This is a genomic window from Patiriisocius sp. (genome assembly GCF_051252435.1).
GTDB lineage: Bacteria > Bacteroidota > Bacteroidia > Flavobacteriales > Flavobacteriaceae > Patiriisocius.
The window spans coordinates 94,264-114,003 of sequence record NZ_JBPOFW010000001.1 but is presented as its reverse complement, the minus strand read 5'-3'; the positions used below and the strand labels follow the sequence as shown (position 1 = coordinate 114,003).

9 protein-coding genes, 1 tRNA gene and 2 pseudogenes are annotated in these 19,740 nt (G+C 34.7%); 8 read left to right on the top strand and 4 right to left on the bottom strand.

All coding sequences use genetic code 11. The features are described from left to right. The first annotated feature begins 1 nt into the window (after window position 1). The 4 genes and pseudogenes from ACSHW7_RS00490 to ACSHW7_RS00475 all read left to right on the top strand — a co-directional run bounded on the left by ACSHW7_RS00490 (window position 2) and on the right by ACSHW7_RS00475 (window position 12,482). Window positions 2-10,372, top strand: coding sequence for a DUF6443 domain-containing protein (locus tag ACSHW7_RS00490; RefSeq protein ID WP_435677353.1), 10,371 nt, complete (start codon window positions 2-4; stop codon window positions 10,370-10,372). Window positions 10,373-10,376: 4 nt separating this feature from the next. Continuing rightward, window positions 10,377-10,805 carry a hypothetical protein gene (locus ACSHW7_RS00485; RefSeq protein WP_435677352.1) on the top strand — a complete coding sequence of 143 codons (429 nt, stop codon included), beginning with the start codon at window positions 10,377-10,379 and terminating at the stop codon, window positions 10,803-10,805. Between the two features lie 149 nt (window positions 10,806-10,954). Beyond that, a pseudogene (locus tag ACSHW7_RS00480) lies at window positions 10,955-11,944 on the top strand (RHS repeat-associated core domain-containing protein); the annotation flags it as partial. Further along, window positions 11,928-12,482, top strand: a complete 555-nt coding sequence (locus ACSHW7_RS00475; RefSeq protein WP_435677351.1) for a hypothetical protein — start codon at window positions 11,928-11,930, stop codon at window positions 12,480-12,482. The pseudogene ACSHW7_RS00480 and the gene ACSHW7_RS00475, both read left to right, overlap by 17 nt. An 84-nt stretch (window positions 12,483-12,566) precedes the next feature. Here ACSHW7_RS00475 and ACSHW7_RS00470 read toward each other — a convergent pair. Further along, window positions 12,567-13,123: pseudogene (locus tag ACSHW7_RS00470) on the bottom strand (REP-associated tyrosine transposase). A gap of 462 nt (window positions 13,124-13,585) precedes the next feature. Here ACSHW7_RS00470 and ACSHW7_RS00465 point away from each other — a divergent pair. Then, window positions 13,586-14,113, top strand: a complete 528-nt coding sequence (locus ACSHW7_RS00465; protein WP_435677350.1) for an RNA 2'-phosphotransferase — start codon at window positions 13,586-13,588, stop codon at window positions 14,111-14,113. Here ACSHW7_RS00465 and ACSHW7_RS00460 read toward each other — a convergent pair. From ACSHW7_RS00460 to ACSHW7_RS00450, 3 genes are all read right to left on the bottom strand, one after another. After that, the gene (locus tag ACSHW7_RS00460) at window positions 14,110-14,613 is read right to left on the bottom strand and encodes a hypothetical protein (RefSeq protein ID WP_435677349.1); all 504 of its coding nucleotides are present in this window, start codon (window positions 14,611-14,613) and stop codon (window positions 14,110-14,112) included. The genes ACSHW7_RS00465 and ACSHW7_RS00460 overlap by 4 nt on opposite strands. Further along, window positions 14,613-15,695, bottom strand: coding sequence for an RHS repeat domain-containing protein (locus tag ACSHW7_RS00455; protein ID WP_435677348.1), 1,083 nt, complete (start codon window positions 15,693-15,695; stop codon window positions 14,613-14,615). The genes ACSHW7_RS00460 and ACSHW7_RS00455 overlap by 1 nt, the downstream gene beginning before the upstream one ends. A gap of 455 nt (window positions 15,696-16,150) precedes the next feature. After that, window positions 16,151-16,223, bottom strand: a tRNA-Phe gene (locus ACSHW7_RS00450). A gap of 153 nt (window positions 16,224-16,376) precedes the next feature. Between ACSHW7_RS00450 and ACSHW7_RS00445 the strand changes: the two genes are divergently transcribed. The 3 genes from ACSHW7_RS00445 to ACSHW7_RS00435 are packed head-to-tail and all read left to right on the top strand — an operon-like array spanning window position 16,377 to window position 19,727. Beyond that, window positions 16,377-17,105 carry a type III pantothenate kinase gene (locus ACSHW7_RS00445; RefSeq protein WP_435677347.1) on the top strand — a complete coding sequence of 243 codons (729 nt, stop codon included), beginning with the start codon at window positions 16,377-16,379 and terminating at the stop codon, window positions 17,103-17,105. Next, window positions 17,105-18,349: an outer membrane protein transport protein gene (locus tag ACSHW7_RS00440; RefSeq protein ID WP_435677346.1), complete on the top strand. Its 1,245-nt coding sequence runs from the start codon at window positions 17,105-17,107 to the stop codon at window positions 18,347-18,349. Before ACSHW7_RS00445 ends, ACSHW7_RS00440 begins: the two co-directional genes overlap by 1 nt. Before the next feature lie 19 nt (window positions 18,350-18,368). Then, on the top strand, window positions 18,369-19,727 hold the full coding sequence (locus ACSHW7_RS00435) for a tetratricopeptide repeat protein (RefSeq protein WP_435677345.1): 1,359 nt from the start codon (window positions 18,369-18,371) through the stop codon (window positions 19,725-19,727). Window positions 19,728-19,740 lie beyond the last annotated feature (13 nt).

Below are 19,740 nucleotides of genomic sequence, written 5' to 3'. Positions count from 1 at the left end.
CATGAGGGATAGCAAATTTGCAAATAAAAACATCTATTACCTATTATTAATTGTACTCGTTTTTTGTTCAAACATTGGACTCGGACAAGAATTAGAGTTGGGTTCAATAACAAAAAATTCTAGTCAAATAGATGCTCAAGTGGGTGGTGTTTTGATGAATATTTTGGATAATGACACTACTCCCCTTAACCACGTGGATAGACAAGTGAAAACTATCGTCGAGGTAAAATTTGATACAGATGCAGCTCCTTATCAATGGTTACAATACAAAATTGTATTGAATATTCAACCAGTATCAGAGTCCACCTCCTATGATACAACATTAATAATAGAAAACAATCCGCTATTTAATGGTGGAACATTTAGAGATATTACTTCACACGTTATAAATAGCAGATATGGTGCGATTGTAAAGGTAGTTTCTGTTGAAACTACAAATCTAGATACTTCTACAGCAAACACTACAACCCCAAACAATGTTTCAATTACCGGAAAAATACGATTAAATAGGTATTATGAAATAAATCCAAACGCTCCATCTTTCGTTAGTCCAACGCAAGAAATTCTATCTGCAAACAGTGAAAATTCACAAGTTCCGTTAAGTATAATATTAGAATGGAATGAAATACAAGGTGCCATTGAATATGAATTGGAATATACTTGGTTAGATAATTATAGTGATGTTGATATTGATGCAACGCTAAATGCCAGCGCAATAGCATTGTCCGAAAACGATTTTAAAAATAATAATACAAGAATAAAAACCACTGCTACATCTTTTGAAATCCCGTTGATATATAGTTCAGGATTTATTGTTTATCGTGTAAGAGCAGTAGGGAGATCTCAACAAAATACCAGTAGAAATTTTTACACACAGTGGAGTTCAGGAAATAATCAGAAAATTAATCTATCAGACTGGAATGATAAATACGAGGTTGTAATCCCGCATGAGACTAGCATGAATTGGCAATTTCAATCTTCATTTGCAGAAGAGGGAAAGAAAAAAGAAGTGGTAAGTTATTTTGATGGTACGTTGCGCAATAGACAAACTGTCACAAAAATTAATACGGATGATAATGCAATAGTTGGTGAGGTAATATATGACACACAAGGTAGGCCAGCAATAGAAATATTACCAGTTCCAGTAGAAAACAGTAATGTTATAAAATACTATCCAAATTTTAGTTTGAATCAGAATGAGGGTAAAAAGTATACACACAAAGATTTTGATTGGACTTTAGCGGCAGAAGACTGTAACGTGACTACTGAAGGTTTATCTACAACAGCGGGAGCTGGTAAATATTATGGACCAAAACCAGCTACAAATACTTTTCAAGATTATGTGCCCGATGCTCAAAATTTTCCTTTTTCACAGATAGAATATACTCCGGATAATACCGGAAGGATACGGAGAAAAGGTGGTGTAGGTGTTCAACATCAGTTAGGAACAGGTCATGAAATGCAATATTTTTATAGTATTCCTTCACAAAAAGAATTGAATAGATTGTTTGGTTATCGCGTAGGGAATGCTAGCCATTATAAAAAAAATATGGTAGTTGATCCTAACGGGCAAGTAAGCATTAGTTATATAGATCCGCAGGGAAGAACAATTGCAACGGGACTGGCAGGAGATACACCATCAAACTTAATGGGTCTAAGTGACGAAGGAGATTCGAGTTTACACGGCCAGCAAACGGTAGATTTGTTGAACAAAGTAAATGCAACTGACCCAGACACAGAAATAGATAATAATAATAGATATAGTACTGGTAATTATGGAGCACTTCTAGATGGTCTAATAGTAAATAGTCAAATTTCCGTAGTGCAAAATGGTACAGCGTTATCGTTTGACTATGTTGCAGATTTAGAATATAACGATAACATCTGTGGAGACTATCCGCCCATTTTAAAAATTGAAGGCTCTTTAAAAGATGATTGCGGTGAAGATAAAGTGACTCCTCCTATAGATTTAAATATTGCTCCACAAGGAACTCCCTTTTCCTTTAGCTCAGAACCCCTTTTTGCAGGGACTTATACGCTGCAAAAAAAACTAACCATTAATAAAGAGATATTAGATGGATATAGGGTTGATTACCGAGAATCATTAACTACATCTACTGACCCATGTTTTATTGACCCGTCCTTATTTGAACCTGATGTAGATTTAACATTGTGCGAACCATTTGATTGTGATTCCCCAAACGCTTGTGAAGATGTTGTAGGGACACATAATGAATATATAATAGAAACCCTGAATAGTCATTATGGAGATGGTATTGTCTTCTCTGATGATACTTCGGGAGGAGAATTAATTGAAGACTCAAGTGATGTTAGTTACAGTTTTGATAATACTTATGAATATTTTATTGATCAAGACATATTAAACTTATTGATTATACGTTTTTCCAGAGAGTGGGAATTGATTATGGCGTCCTGCCAAGAATTTTGTGATTCAAATCAACCTGGAGAAGGGTCTCCTGCTTCTTGCTCAGTGAGTAACTCATTGTTGTTGCAAGACGTTAGCCCTCACGGTCAGTACGGTAAATATGAAAACAATAGTGATGGTACTACTACAGTTCAAGACCCATTGAGTGTTTTTAATGATGATAATCAATTAATTTATTATGATGTACTAACAAATGCTTGGATAACATCTGGTAATAATTGGCGAAATGAATCTTTAACTTATCAAAATATTTATGGGGAGCCTTCTTTGATAGAAGTTACTTTACAAAGCGGTGGTACCAATCAATATACTCCTCAAGTATTGCCAAGTGAAATTTCGAATATTATTGTTCAAACGAGTGCAGATGGCACCATTACCCGATTTGTTAAGCCACAATGGCTTTTATTGGTCAGCGATTTTATTGCTCAATGGGATTCTAATTGGGCAAATGCCTTAGTCAAGTATCATCCAGAAGTGGGATATTTACCTTATACTGCTCGAATCTGTGAGCTTACGGAGGACGTGTACGGTACAGAGATGGATTCTGATAGTTTTGACAATTATTTGCGAACCTTAAATTATACAGACGATGCCAACATTATCAATACTCTTGTTTCAGGTACGGCAATTTTAAATAAAGACCCCTATTTTAAAAGTACGTTATTGAACGAAGTGTTTAATGGTAGCGTTCTCAAAGGATACCGAAATGATATTATGGAGGAAGCCCTCATTAATAGTTTTGAAGATTTTGACTTTCCTATTCTAGAGTACTCCATAAAACTAACCACATGTAATGGAATTTCTCAATGTAATTCACCAACCACTATAAATGGAGTGCCTGTATCTAAGAGAAACGAAGTATGGAATAATTATATTACAACATATTTGAGTTTAAAAGAAAAAATAAAGTCTGTTTTTATAAATGTCTATGCCACACAGAAGGGTTTTTATAATGGGTGTATAGCGGGTGATGGCTCTTCAAATATAATTGGGGTATTGTCTGCTTACCCTACTGTTCTTGCAAATATTGTTTCTTATATAACTAATAATACTGCTGCTGAACAATTTTGCGATCAAGATGAAGCTAGTGCTTACATAGGTAAAGATTTAAGGTTTCCACCTGTAGATTTACTATATAACGGTTCTGGAGATGCAGGAGATGTAATAGGTGACCTTGAAGATAATAGTGATTATAACTATTATATACAAACAGGTAATTGTCCTTTAATTAGTGATCTTGATATATTTTTATTAGGATATTTTACAGAGTTTGATACAGATACAAGTAGATTTAAAAACCCATCAACGGGGATACCTTTTACAGATCAATTTTTGACCCCAGATTTATTTGAAGCTTTTGGAGGGATACTTGATCCTCAGCCAACCAGTCTTGGGATTGATGGTGTAGGGGCAGGTAATCTCTTAACAATTGATGTAGAGGAAAATACATCATTGAATAATGTTATTGAGATTAATTCAGGAACCTTTAGTTGGAGTGATTATACAAAAGAGCTAGTGCCAACGGGTAATCAATGGAGAATTCAATCTGTCTCACACTTTTATTATGAAAATTACACAGAAGGCAACCCACCGCGTTTTAATTTTCAATTTATAGCGCAAATATTTACAAATGGCACGTTTCAAGAAGCAATTTTCACAGGGAGTACATTAGCCGCTATTGGCGAGTGTGGGCTTGACTCTGATGGCGATTTAACAGGGCCTGGAGAAATTATTATGGATGACCCAGATGGCGACGGTATACCAAGTAATTGTGACCCCTGCCCTAATAATCCAGATCCTGAGTGTGCTTGTGGTAATGAGGATAGTGACGGCGATGGAATTTTTGATTTGTGTGACCCATGTGATGATATTGGCCCGGATACTGACGGAGATGGAAACCCCGACAGCTGTGATCCATGCCCAAACAATCCACATCCTAATTGCATGTGTGGAGATAGTGACCCAGATGGGGATGGAGTATTTGGTAATGGATTTTCAACAGGGACTGTCTCCACAACAGGAGGTTGTGATAATTGTCCAAATGAATATAACCCAGATCAATTAGATAGTGATGGTGATGGATATGGTGATGCCTGTGACCCTTGTCCCAATGATAGTACAAATGAAAATTGTTTTTTACCTCAAGTAGACGGATGTGACGCATATAGCGAAAATGAAGAAATTTTTGAATTTACTTACCTGAATTTATTAAAAGCTATTAGAGATTATGGAATAGTTGATAATGTGAATCATAATATTATGGCTTCTGGAGATGATAACATTAAGATTCCTTATCTAGAATTCATGGACTTATATCGTTTTGAAGAACGTGTAGAATATTTACCATTAGAATATAATGAACCTCCTGTTGATTTAGAACCTAATTCTGCAACCTATAAAATTGATTTTAATTCTATTGGGAGCTTAGCCATTACTATAGAATGGGGTACACTTGCCGAAATCTTTTTTGTAATGAGAGATGTTGGGACCGATATTGATGACGTTTCAGAGATAATAGATTTTGAAATTATTGATAGCGAAGAGATGAGTTTACTTTACAAAAATGGAGAGGGCGAAAATATAATCTTATATTCTTCTATGGTCAACGGTACACAAGATCCGCATTTTATTTTTGGTATTCAAACTAATAATGGTGTTGGTGTTCGGACTTTATATTTTTGTGTTTTTGATGTGAAAACCAGTAATGGTGTAAGGTCAAGGATTGATTCCATATTTGTAGAAGAAAACTGCAACCCCTGCATCCCCCAAACTGTCGCTCCTGTTTTATGCGATAAGTACCAAGATTTCTTAAACTTTATGAATTTTGATGCAAACCTAAATTCGCAAAGAGTACAGGGCTATACACTCTCAGATTTATTATCTAACGATGGACCCATTGAGGATCCAGATTTCCCAGACAATAATGAAGGAACCACTAATTTCTGCAACTTTAATTACCAATATTTGGTGGACTCATACATAGATTACATCGTAGAGGTTGAAGATTTTGAGAATACTGGACAAAATTTAACTACGGATAGTGATTTGTTTTTATCCATTGCAGAGTTTGGAGATACAGATTTAAACTATGGATACGATATGATTGGGCAAGTGATCTCAGATTTTATAACCTACAGAAGTGATCCCACTATAGAAGACCATGTACTCTGGAAGGAATATGTTAATGATATTTATTTGGTTGTAAATCAAGACGTATGTCCACCCAGGGCTTTACAGCCTGGCGCTTATTATGTTGAGCCGAGTAATCCATGTGAAGAAATAGTAATCAGTATCTCTGAGACCTATCAAGAGGACGCTTACAATAATTACATCAATCAATTAGTTGAAGAATTTACTGTGTATTACATTAATGAATCCATGGGTAATGTAGTTGAGACATTGGATATGACATATTTTGACAAAGAATATCAATACACATTATATTACTACGATCAAGCGGGTAATTTAACTCAAACCGTTTCCCCTGAAGGGATTGACCGTTTAGATATGTCAAATACTGCGTTAATGCAGGATATTGACACTCATAGAGCAGAAGATCAATTAACCGAGGAGGAAGAACTATTACCATCCCACACGTTAAAAACCCAATATAAATACAATAGTTTAAACCAGTTGGTCTGGCAAAAAACACCAGATGGTGGTACTACAAGGTTTGCTTATGATGATCTCGGTAGGATTATAGCTTCGCAGAATGATGACCAGAATCCCGAGCTCACTTCGCTAAGTTTTAATGAAGTTGTTCCTGGTTCTTTCGATTTCTCTGAGGATGGTTCTCGTATAATTAAAGTTGAAGGAAGTTGGAGAAAAGGATTGGGTAATGATGTTATGGAAGGGGATGGATACGTGGAATATCAATTAACAAATCCGTTAAGCGCAAATCGATATATACAGTTTGGATTAATGTACAAAGATTTCCCTGGTTCAATGAGTAATATCCAGTATGGATTTTACACTAGAAACCACACAAATCCTCAAATATGGTACTATAAAAACAGAAGTTATCAGACATCTACAGATCTTTACAATATTGATGACGTATTAAGGGTAGAAAGGATAAATGGTACAATAAAATTATACGTCAATGGACAGTTAAAGAAGAGCTATCCTGAAACACATCCAGGATCACCTATGCAAATTGAGTTCAATATGCTTCATAGTGGAACTATATTAAACAATATAACCATGGTGGAATATGGTTCAGATAATATTCCTAGAGAATCTTTCAGTTATACTAATTATGATGGATTAGGCAGAATTACAGAAGCCGGAGAAGTACAACCACCTTTTGGGCGCTTTGAAATTACAGATGAGGGAAGATTATTAAACACATCAAATAATGAGCTGGAAAATGGTTTTGGGGGTGCATTTAATAGAAATCAAGTAACACGTACTTTTTATGACGAGCCCATTCCTCTGTCTTCAGGAGTTCAAGTATCCTCCCAGTTATTTCAAAATTTTAATCCATTAACATTACGCAATAGAGTAAGCGCTATTTTATACAATGAGAATTTTACAAATTTAACTGGAACAATTGGTCCAGATCCAGTATTTGACAATGCCATTTTCTATAATTATGATATCCACGGAAATGTAAAAGAATTGGTTAATTATTACCAAGATTTATATGAGCCGAACAATAACCAGAGGCATATTAAAAAAGTAGCGTATGATTATGATTTGATCAGTGGAAATGTGAAACGTGTTACGTTTCAGAAAAATAAAACCGATCAATTTATACATCGTTACAATTATGATGCGGATAATAGAATTACTAGTGTTGAAACCTCGACCGATGATGTGATATGGGAAAAAGATGCTTCTTATCAATATTATGAACATGGCCCATTAGCTCGAACTGAGATTGGTGATAAAAAGGTACAGGGTCTTGACTATGTATATACTTTGCAGGGTTGGTTAAAAGCTGTAAATGGCGAGTATATAATGAATCCTAATAACGATTTTGGTAAAGATGGACTTAATAGTGGGAGTAATGCTTTGACTGCCAAAGATGCCTTTGGGTATTCATTGAGTTATTTTCAAAATGATTATACCGCTGTTGGTGGCCCTACTACGAGTTTTAATTTGTCAACGAATTCTAACTACCAAAGTTCTCCAGATTTGGATTTGTATAATGGAAATATCAATAGAATGGTGACATCTATTCGTAAAGAGCAAGACATTATGCTCAATACGCAACTAAATAACTATCGATATGACCAGTTAAACCGTATTAAAGAAATGACATCGCTTTCATTTCAAAATTTTACCCCAAATGGGCCGTTTACACCAAATGATAGTTATGAATCTAACTATAGCTATGATAGAAATGGAAATCTTGATTCTTTATATAGATCTGTTGTCATAAACAACGTTTCTTCTATGGACGACTTATCTTATAATTATAAGCCAGGAACCAATCAATTAGCATTAGTTAGGGATGAAGTTTCTCCGGCAAGTTTTAATATGGACATTGACGACCAAGAAATAGCATTAGGAGTAACGTATGACGAAAACGATGAAAATTCACATAACTATATTTATGATGAAATAGGGCAGTTAATACATGATAGAACCGAGCGATTATTTATTAATTGGCGTGTGGATGGTAAAGTAGCCTCTATCGAAAGATATCTTGAAAATGAACCAAGTAGAATTATTGAAACAATACTATTTTCTTATGATGGACTTGGTAATCGAATTTCAAAAACAGTAATAGATCAAGTCAACTCGAGGGTAAAATCTACTCGCTATGCTCGCGATGCCCAAGGTAATGTACTCAATGTGTTTGAAACAGCATCTAATCTTGAGCAGTTTGAAGCAGGGGTCTATGGCTCATACACTCCTAAAGAGCACCATATTTATGGCAGTAGCCGCTTAGGAATTCAAGAAATACCTGTTTCAGGGCTTGCTACCGATGATGAGAAAAAATCAGAGTTAGAGTCTGAAACTAGTCCAGAGACAATCACGGCATTAACGCTTGGTAGGAGCAACAATGTAGAGTTTGATATAGAGGATTTTAATGATATTGAACATGGTGTAATTAACTACGAATCAAACTGGCGATTTAAGTTATTGAATCCTTTAGCAGTAAATGACTCCATCCATTTGGGTTCCATAAATAATGTTAATGTTTCTATGTCTGCTGAAACAGCTTACAATGAACAACTAAACATTCTAGATATATATGTAAAGAATAAAGGTGGATTATTACAACCTTCCTTTGTTATTTCGCAACTCTTGGAAGGCGTTAGTACTACAAAAACTTTTATAGATCTTGCTAGTGACAAAGGAATTACAGAAACGCAGATGGGAAATGAAAGTATGGAGATATACTTGGACACTAATTTCACTCCCACGAGCGATGAAGTTTTGGTGTTGGTAAATGGAGAAAAAGCTGGGACATTGAATGGTACAACTGTTTCAAAAGTGACAGATTCAATACCGCCTCAAAATTTTAACACAACAATTAAATCGTATTTGGGCGGTGATTATATTCAATCTTTCCATATCAAAGATTTTAATTATTCAATAACAACTCCCAACCTTAAAACAAGTGATGAGTTAACTTTTGACGGAACTTCAAATACAATAAGGTCCAGTGGTAATAATGTTGCTACCTTGAATGAAATTGAACCTGCTTGGACGGCAAGTACTTTTGAGACGGATTTGGTAAAATATACCTATAAGAATATCACTGGTGATAAACGCTATGAGCTTTCAAATCACTTAGGGAATGTACTAAGTGTTGTCTCAGACAAAAAAATTCCTACCTTTACAGGAAGTTCTTTGTCATACTTTAATGCGGACATAAAAAGCTATTCGGATTACTATCCCTTTGGGATGCTAGTTCCGGGACGTCACGGGAACTCTGGAGACTACCGTTATGGGTTCCAAGGACAGGAGATGGATAACGAGGTCAAGGGAGAAGGGAATTCTATAAACTATAAGTTCAGGATGCACGACCCAAGGGTAGGGAGGTTTTTTGCCATTGACCCTTTAGCATATAAATATGCTTATAATTCTCCATATGCGTTCAGTGAAAATAGAGTTATAGATGCAACCGAATTAGAAGGAGCAGAGAAAATGAGAGGTATTGTTCCCTATCTTCTTCAATTATATACTGCCAGTAAAGTTAAAACTGCTGTTGCCATTGATAAGATTGAGAATCCAGATTTACAGACTAAAAATGATGCTCAATATTTGAGAATTTTGGGTTATGCAGTAGTAGATATGGGAACAGATGTTTTACAATTTACGGATGTAGATGACGCTGTTATTATAGGCACTTGGCTTATGCCAGAGGATACTGGAACAATTACGGTAAAGGGATCCCCAGCTAATAATCTAGATAAGGGCCTCGCGTCAGCTGGTGTTTTTGTGCCAATTGTTAGTGGTGCTGGAGTTGCTAAAATATGGAGGTTAATAAAAGGAGATTTGAAGCTTGCAAAAGGTTCAGTAACAGTTACGGAACAGGCCTTGGAATTTGCGGGGAAAAGCAAAAATTCATTGGCAGACTTAAATAAGTTAAAAGCTACTGGAGAAGCATTAAGTGATAGGGGGTTAGATGTTATTATTAAAGGTGAAGGCGTAGCAAATGGTGCAGGAGAAATAACCATAATGGGTGCTTATGGTAAGCAGATAGCTGCTGAAAGCAAAAGGTTGTCAAGTGATGCTGTGGGTGCTGTAAATAAAAATTTAAGGAAAGGGACTGAACAAGCTGGAACAGGAGGCACTTTAATTATTGATGGTACTGGTAGCGGAACTACATTAGAGACGTTTCAAGAAGGCTTAAATTCTTTTTTAAGGGCATCAGTTGATTCAAGAAAAGCATCTGGAGAAGCAGGTTCTAGTGGAACAATAATCTTTTTACACGGCGAAAGCGGTATGGAAGTTGTAAAATTTTAATGGTATGTATTTAGTGACTTATATTATAAACGAATCGGGAAATGATTTTTTAAAGAGGATTAATGAAAAACCTCCAAGGGAATCTTTTTTTGAAGGAACATTATGTGGTGAGCATATTGATTTAGAATTACCTGCAGAGGTGACGGTTTTTACAATTGGTATAAAATATGGTTGGTTTGTAATGTCAGAAGAACCAAAAAAAAGAATTAATGAATTTGAATTAAAAATTCTAAAAAAACTTCAAGATTTTAAATACATCTATCGGGTTGATGAGTCTTTAATAGAGAATTATTCTTTAGAACTTGACAATGAATTTTGGTATAATGAAGAAGGAGCTTTTGATAAGTTTTCTTTATGGATAGAAAGACAAGAAGAATTACATTGGAAAAAAATATTTATCAATGAGGATATCCCTGCTAGTCCTAGTATGTAGTTTTGGCTACCGCTAGTATTTACTAGTGGCGTTATGAGTAAGCAGGGTAGCAAAATAAGAAGTAAGAGCTATCCAACTATGGGTAGCTTTTTCTATTTTTATATCACGTTCTTTTATATAAATTATACTCTAATAATTACACTCCCTTTGGGATGCTCGTTCCAGGACGTCACGGCAACAGTGGTGACTATCGTTACGGCTTCCAAGGACAGGAGATGGATAACGAGGTTAAGGGGGAAGGGAATTCCTTAAATTATACCTTTAGGATGCATGATCCTAGAGTTGGTAGATTTTTAAGTACAGACCCATTAGAAAAGACATTTGTTTGGAATAGCCCTTATGCATTTAGTGAGAATAGAGTAATTGATGGAATGGAATTTGAAGGCATGGAATATGTGTTTACTGCCGACGGGAAGTTGCTGAATAAGTTCGGTAATGACCAAACAGTTAGGGTAGCAAATAATGAGCAATATGAAATGTATAAAAATGGTTATTTGACTATGGAAGAATTAGCAAATTGTACTCAAAAAATAAGCACAGCGGCAGATGACATTAAATCAAATGTCTATACAACAATATATATTAAGGAAGTTAGAAATAGAACAACCCAAGGGTATTCACTTTATAATGGAAAAATAGGGGTAGGAGATGTAAATCTACCATCTAAAGAAGAAATGGCTGGAGAAAAAAGAAATGGTTTGTTGAGTCCAAATAGTGAAGCTCAAACATTTATATTCGAGAGTTCTAATACTGCTGCATTACATGTATGGTCGCCTGTCCATGATAATTATTGGAATATCGCTTCTACCGTAAATCATGAACATGGACATGCCTATTTAGAAATAGTAAAAAATATTGCAGAAACAGCTGGTCAATATGAAACACTAGTTTATTGGTTTGAAATTGATAACCCAATTTTTGAGAATCTTGATAGTTCTTCACAGTTAAGGCTAAGGAAAACTTTTGTTGAGAAACTTTCTCTTTTAGCTAGAAAGACGAATAAACGAGATTTAGGTCTGTTTAACAAATATAAAGACCTCTATGAAGATAAATTTAAAGTGAAATTAGAATTATTTTCACCAGGAACTAATTTGTTTCTGGATCCTGAAATATCTAAAAAAAATGATGATGAAGAATAGCTTTACAAGTAGTAAAATATTACTAGGATTTATTTTTATTTTATTTTCATGTAATAATATAGATAAGACCCTAGTCGAAATTGAATGTAAATCGAGGGTAATTCAATTTTATGACAATCATAAGACAGTGTTAGGGGAAAACACCCCATTTGTAGGATATTTGCTAAGAATTAGTAATCCGCCTAACAACAAAATAGGTGTAAAAAATGTGTCTTTTTTTTTAAAAACAGAAAACAATACATTACTGAATTTAGAGTTTAAGGAGTCAGTAAAATTAAATTTAGGGACTTCTAATGTTAGAAAACCTGAGGATGAATTAGTTCTTTTTTTACCATCTGTAGCTACTAATATCGCAGAAGCCGAAGATGTTTTTGTATTTTATAATAAGATTGAAATTATCTATATAGATTCAATGGATAAAAAACATGTGATAAAATTAAATGATTTTAATAAGGCAGAAATCATTTATAAAGTAGATGATAAAGTTCTTAATGATATAGATGATTACAAAGATTTTAATTTTTTAATTGTAGATTAAGCTGGTAATGTCCCCCCGCTAGCGCTAGTTTATAACTAGTGCCGTCACTGAATGTAAAAGACAGCATACCTGTAGGGTATAAAGCTACCCTAAAAATCCAATAGCATCAATCTCTAAAATACTGTGATCTTCTGCAAAGTTTCTCGCACTTGAGTATTTCCAGTCTACAGGATTTGTTACAAAACCACTTACAACAGGATTATTATGAATATAATCTAATTTTTGCTTTATCACTTTTGGACTACAGAGTTCAATAGGTTTGTTGTGATGTTGCCAAAATTGATTTTTGCTTGTTGTAGCATTCTTTTTACCCGGCCGCTTAAGCATCCATAACAGCCACTCCTTTCTGCTTTCTAGTGGATTGTTTTCTATAGCTTCAATCATTTTCTTTGCTGTGTGAAGTTTAAAATCCCGTAGTAAATCTGCTGGCTGTTCATTTGCTGACCTAAATATAAAATGTACGTGGCTTGCATAAAACAATAGGCAAACAATTCCATTTCTTTCTCTGCTCTGCAGTAGTCAACACTATCTGCTAGCACTTTAAAATATTGAGCTCTAGTAAATACATCTATCCAATACACCGTAGCAAAACTCACAAAATAAGCTCCGCTTGCATTAAGAAACTTGTACTTTCTACTCATAACAACACAAAATACAAAAAGCTATGACAGATTATTATCATAGCTTTTATTTATAATGTATTGATTTGCTCACTCATAACGCCACTAGTAAATACTAGCGGTAGCCAGACTCTGGCATACTAGCCAAACAGGGGTTAGCGGGGGAACAAATTTTATATACTATTGATGCGCTTATCAAAAATGTAAAGCTTAAAGCTATTGCATAAAAAAAACTACCCATATCTGGATAGCTTTCTCTAATTATTTTAATGCCCTGCTCACTCATAACGGCACTAGTGAATACTAGTGCTAGCGAGGGTAATCTTTCTTGCTACGCTTGAGATACCCTGTGTTTACTGATGTTTTCATTACACTAAATTTTTTAGTATATCTCTATTTTAGGACGAGACGCTCAAATAAATATTTTAAATAACTTCCAAAAGAATGTGTTTTTTATTTTCTTTGTCAATAACAAATTTCGCTATGAATGATAAGGATAAAAATAAAATCAGTAAATTTTTAAGCTTAATACTAAGGCATAAACCTCAAGAAATAGGATTAATTTTAGATAATGACGGTTGGGCTAATGTGGAAGAGTTACTTCAAAAAGCAAATATTGGATTCGAGAACTTAAAAGAGGTCGTAGATACCAATGACAAAAAACGTTTCGTATTCTCCGATGATTTCAATAAAATTAGAGCAAGTCAAGGACATTCTATTGATGTTGATTTAAAGCTAAACCCGGTAATTCCACCAAAGATTTTATTTCACGGTACAGCAGAAAAAAATATAGCATCTATTTTTGAAAAAGGGCTGGTAAAACAGCAAAGAAATCATGTTCATTTAAGTGTTGATATAAATACAGCTAAAAAAGTGGGTAATCGTTATGGTCAACCTGTAATCTTAAAGATAAATGCTTTAAAAATGACCCAAGAAGGGCATTTATTCTATATTTCTGAAAACGGTGTTTGGCTTACTGATTTTGTACCTTCTAATTTTATTATATCTTAGAACTCATCTGCTATTGATTTTTGCAGTATTGTTAAAATTAAATCAAACATTTTCATTTTACTATAAGTAATATTATAATCTTTAGAAATACATTCAAAAGTATTGTCATCAAATGATAGTAAGTAATGTTTATACTTTGAAAACTTTTCTTCTTTATAATATCTATGTACACTATTTATTGTAGAAATTTCCTTTAACCAAGTAGAATCTTCAATTAAATGTGCTTCAAAAAATTCAATGCCAAACTTATAGAGATTATGACCAGAAAGCACTTCAGAGTTAGGGGAACCAAATTTATGTATTAGTGGATTTGCGAACTTAATCATAACAGTACCTTCGTCAATTAAGGCATTTCGTTCCTTAATCTCCGAATAAAATTTCTTTTCATCAAAATCCTGATTATAATAAAAGAATAAATAAAGCTCATTATCAGTAGCAAAAATCTTTGGAGAAGATTCGCCAGGGCTAATTATTATATCTTTTAGTTTTGTTATTTTCATTATTGTTTAATTATAAAATCTTGAGTGTAAGACTCCCTAATTTTTTCAGTGCCTTGAGAGTCTAACTTGTTTTTCTTTAATTGCTTGTCCAATCTCAATTCAGAATCAATATCTCCGGTCTTATCGATTACACTCCATTTACTCCTTGGAATATTTGCTTTCGTCAGAGCAACTGAGGATCGGGTATTTAAAATAAGAGTATTTCCATCTCTCACGATTACTTCAATCGGAACATCTCCGGGTTTTAAATTACCTGATTCTAATTGTTTTACAATATCATCAACTTTGGCACCATTAAATAAACCTTCTTCACTGAATGTTTTCTTAAATGTTTTTTGCGCCCAGTTTGCATTGTCTATATCAATTAGATTTGCTACATCATCAATCTTTTTTGAAAACTTACCTAGTAGACTAAGGCTTTTTGTAGAAAATTTCCCGGTTGACAAAAGAGTTGTAATCTCGCTAGTAGGAAGGATGGCAATAATACCCTCAAAATACAGCTTACCCTGATTATAAGCCTGAACATCATTTCCATTAACACCTGTTAAATCATCTATATAACCTCCAATATTATCTACAATCTGACAGAATAGTTGAGCTTGCAATTCCTCATCATTCATTAAATTTTGAATTGCGTCGTATTGAGCCCTTCTTGTCTCTCCATATTTTTTCTCCCATTCTTCTTGATTTTGGGTTAACCAAAATAACTCTTTTGTTAATTCCCAACTATTTTTACCTGTATCCCAAGCTGCATCTATAAAACCAGCAATCGCGGCTCTATCTGGTCTTCCTTGCCACCAAGTTTTTGGAATAATAGGTCCTCGACCATTAACATCAATAAATAAAATAGGGTTATTGGCTGCAAAACCATAGGTTGAAAAATCTGGGTATTTAACATCATCAGGGTCCGTTGAAAAGAAACGTGCTACCCTTGAATCATAAATATTTCTATTGCCAAAATCATAACTATTCCCTTCCCCCTTAACCTCATTGTCCATCTCCTGTCCTTGGAAGCCGTAACGATAGTCACCACTGTTGCCGTGACGTCCTGGAACGAGCATCCCAAAGGGATAGTAATCCAATCTTCACTCAGCGCCTGTATTTAAAAGAACGTATGTACTTTTATGAAATAGTGTTTTTTACACTATTTGGCAAAAAAGTGGTCAAAATATAGTATTAAAATTACTCAATTTATTTATTATAATTTTACAAAGTAACCTTACCTCTGTAGATTATAAGAGTTATTGACCTCACTTGTTATTATCGCTTTAACTCTTAAAATAAAATAGATTCTTTCTTGTAAAATTGTCTAAGACTTTATCTCATGGCTCTTATCTACTACAATTCTATTGTGTATAGTTGCGGTAAATGAATCAGTAATGGTTAGCAGAATTTTTTAGAGGCATTATGAAGAAAAATAGAAGATTAAATATTTATATTTAAGGGAGTTTTAAAATTAAATGTACCTTTTAATGTCCCCAATATAAAAAAAATAACCTTAAATCATTTTAAATCAAATGTTTAAGGTTATTTATAGTGGTACCTCCAGGAATCGAACCAGGGACACATGGATTTTCAGTCCATTGCTCTACCAACTGAGCTAAGGTACCTTAATTGGACGGCAAATATAAGGGTATTTTAAATACTGCAAAATATAAAATTAATATTTTTCAAAAAGTTTGAAATTAGGTTCGTTTACTAATTGCATATTAATTCCCATTCGGTTGAAATGATGTTGTATTTTTGTCGTCTTTAGCTCACGTATGTATTTAATTGTTGATGTTGGGAATACCTTAAACAAGCTCGCTGTCTTTGATGGAGGTATGTTGGTACACAAAAAAGTTTTAGGTAAAGAGGAGTTTTTGGATGCTGTCAATGACGTTTCAGCAACTTATCCAGCTATTGATTATTGTATGATTTCTTCCGTAGGGAAACTTTCCGAAGAAACTATTAAGGCATTAAATACCTTATATAAGGTTAGAGTATTGACACATGAGAGTAAGATTCCATTTATAAATTTATACGAAACTCCCACCACTTTAGGAGTGGATAGAATAGCACTCGTGGCAGCCGCTGCAGTTCAATTTCCGGAGAAAAGCACATTGGTTATCGATGCGGGAAGTGCTATTACATACGATTTTTTAACCAATGAAAACAAGTATCTAGGAGGTGCCATTGCACCAGGAATTGCAATGCGATACAAAGCGTTGCACCATTTTACTGCAAATTTACCATTATTAGAAAAAATTGAAGACTTTACATTGATAGGAAACTCTACCAATAGAGCCATGCATAGTGGTGTGCTTGAGGGTGTTTTATTTGAAATGGACGGGGTCATTGATGCTTATAAAAAAGAATATCCTGATTTAACGATAATTTTAACCGGTGGAGACACTGATTTTTTGCGAGATAGATTAAAAAATGACATCTTTGCGAACTCAAATTTTCTGTTAGAGGGTTTAAACCACATTTTAGAACATAATATAGATTGATGTTGAAGCGAATTATTATTGGAGTTTTTTTACTCATTACCAGTATTACCTGGGCACAAGAGGGTACTTCCTCACCTTACTCTTTCTACGGAATAGGAACATTGAAGTTTAAGGGAACTGCAGAAAATAGAATGATGGGAGGTATTAGCGTTTTTAGCGATAGTATTCACCTTAACCTTCAAAATCCGGCTGGGATTGCCGATTTAGAGTTAGTGAATTTCACCGTTGGTGGAAGTCATAAATATGTAACTCAAAAAACCGACTTAGAAAGCCAAAAGCAATCAACCACATCGCTGGATTACTTGGCGTTGGGAATTCCTATGGGAAAACTTGTGGCGAGTTTTGGGTTGATACCTTATACATCGGTTGGTTATGATATTGAGAGTGTTAATGGCGATGTGACCACACGCTATACCGGTGAGGGAGGTTTGAACAAGGCTTTTTTAACTTTTGCTTATAGAGTGACTCCTAATTTTAGTCTTGGTGTTGACACTAATTATAACTTCGGAAATATCCAAAACACAGCTTTTAGCACGCAAGAAGGATTAGAGTTGTCCTCAAGAGAAACAAATAGATCAGATTTGTTGGGCTTCAGTTTCAATCTTGGAGCAAGGTATAAAACAATGGTAACAGAAGAACTTGAACTTTCAACTTCACTTATCTATACACCTGAAACAAACTTTGAATCTGAAAATAATCGTCAACGTGCAACTTTGTTGGTGGTGCCAAGTACGGGAACAACAATTGTGAGAGAAGAAATAGAAGTAGATGTACAGAACACAAATTTTACATTCCCATCACAATGGACATTAGGTGTAGGAATTGGGAAACCTAAACAATGGGCAATTGGTGCAGAATATACCGACCAAAAAACAAGTAATTTTACAAATAGAACTTTTGAACTAGAGAACGTTTCCTTCACGGATGCATCAAAATTTAAAGTTGGAGGATATTATATTCCAAATTACAATTCCCTTGGAAATTACTATAAAAGAGTAGTTTACAGAGCTGGAGTTAGATTTGAAGAGACAGGAATTAATCTTAATGGGCAGGACATAAATGAGTTTGGCATATCTTTTGGAGTTGGACTACCCGTAGGGAGATTATTCTCAAATGTTAACCTCGGTTTCGAAATAGGTAGACGCGGTACCACAGACTTCGGGTTGATACAGGAAAATTTCTTTAATACCTTCTTAAGTTTTTCACTAAACGATAGATGGTTCGACAAACGATATTTAGATTAACACAATAAACACTACCACAATGAAAAACAAATCAATTTTAATGACCATGCTCTTTGCCCTTGTGCTCGTTGGAACTTCTGTTGCACAGAATGACTGTGCGGTAACGGTATCACTTTTTACGGAGCCTGCAAAAGCAAAAAATTATCAAGCAGCCTATAAAACCTACGATAAAGTAGTGTCAGAGTGTCCACAGTCTACAATGGCTATTTATCAATACGGTGAAAAAATGTTCATCGACTTTATTGAAAAAGGAGATAAATCAAAAATCACTGACCTTGAAAAGAACATGAAGTTGCGTATGCAATATTATCCTTCTAAAACTAAAGAAGGTGATGTGTTGGCAGATTTAGCGCAAGTGCGTTATGACAATCAGATCGGTACTAAAATGGAGCAGTTCAATGCTTTTGATAAGGCTTATAAGACAGATGCCGAAAACTTTAAAAGTGCGAAGTCTCTTTATACATACTTTTCGCTGGCAAAAGATTTGTTCGAAGACGGACAGAAAGATTTGCAAGATGTATTTGACTTATACGATATTGTCCAAGAAAAGCTTGACCTTGAAGAAGGTGAAATGGCAAAAAAATTAACCGAGTTTATTGAGCAAGAAGATGCTGGTGAAAAATTGTCTTCTAAGGACAAAAAACGAATGGAAGCTTATGAAAAGAACTTGACTATCTTCGGAAAAGTAAGAGGTTCAGTAGATACTAAACTGGGTAACGTTGCGGATTGCCCTAACCTAGTGCCGTTGTATAGCAAAGACTTTGAAGCTAAGAAAAATGACATTGAATGGGTAAAAAATGCTGCAGGAAGATTAAGCGGAAAAGAATGTACGGATGATCCACTTTTTATTAAGCTTGTTGAGCAATTGGATAAATTAGAGCCGTCTGCGAATTCAAAAATGTTCTTAGGACAATTAGAAGCCAAAAAAGGAAATGATGCAAAAGCATTAGAATACTATGAGCAATCATTGAGTATGCAAACCGACCCTAATGCGAAATATAATATTTATTATAAGTTAGCCGAAGCACAACGTAAAGCTGGAAGCTACGGAACAGCAAGAGGTTTTTATAATAAAATGCTCGAAATTAAGCCTAACAAAGGTGTAGCATATTTAAAAATTGCCGACATGATTGCAAGAAGTTCGAACAGCTGTGGTGGAACACCTTTTGAAAAAAGAGCTGTGAACTGGAAAGCTGCCGAATATGCGGACAGAGCAGCGAGAATTGATCCTTCAATAGCAGATAATGCTAGAGCTGCTGCTGCAAGCTATAGAGCAAGAGCTCCACAAAAAGCTGATATTTTCTCAGCGGGTATGGGAGGGAAAACAATCTCAATGAACTGCTGGGTTGGTGGAAGCGTAAAAGTCCCTAACTTATAAGAATGATTTTAAA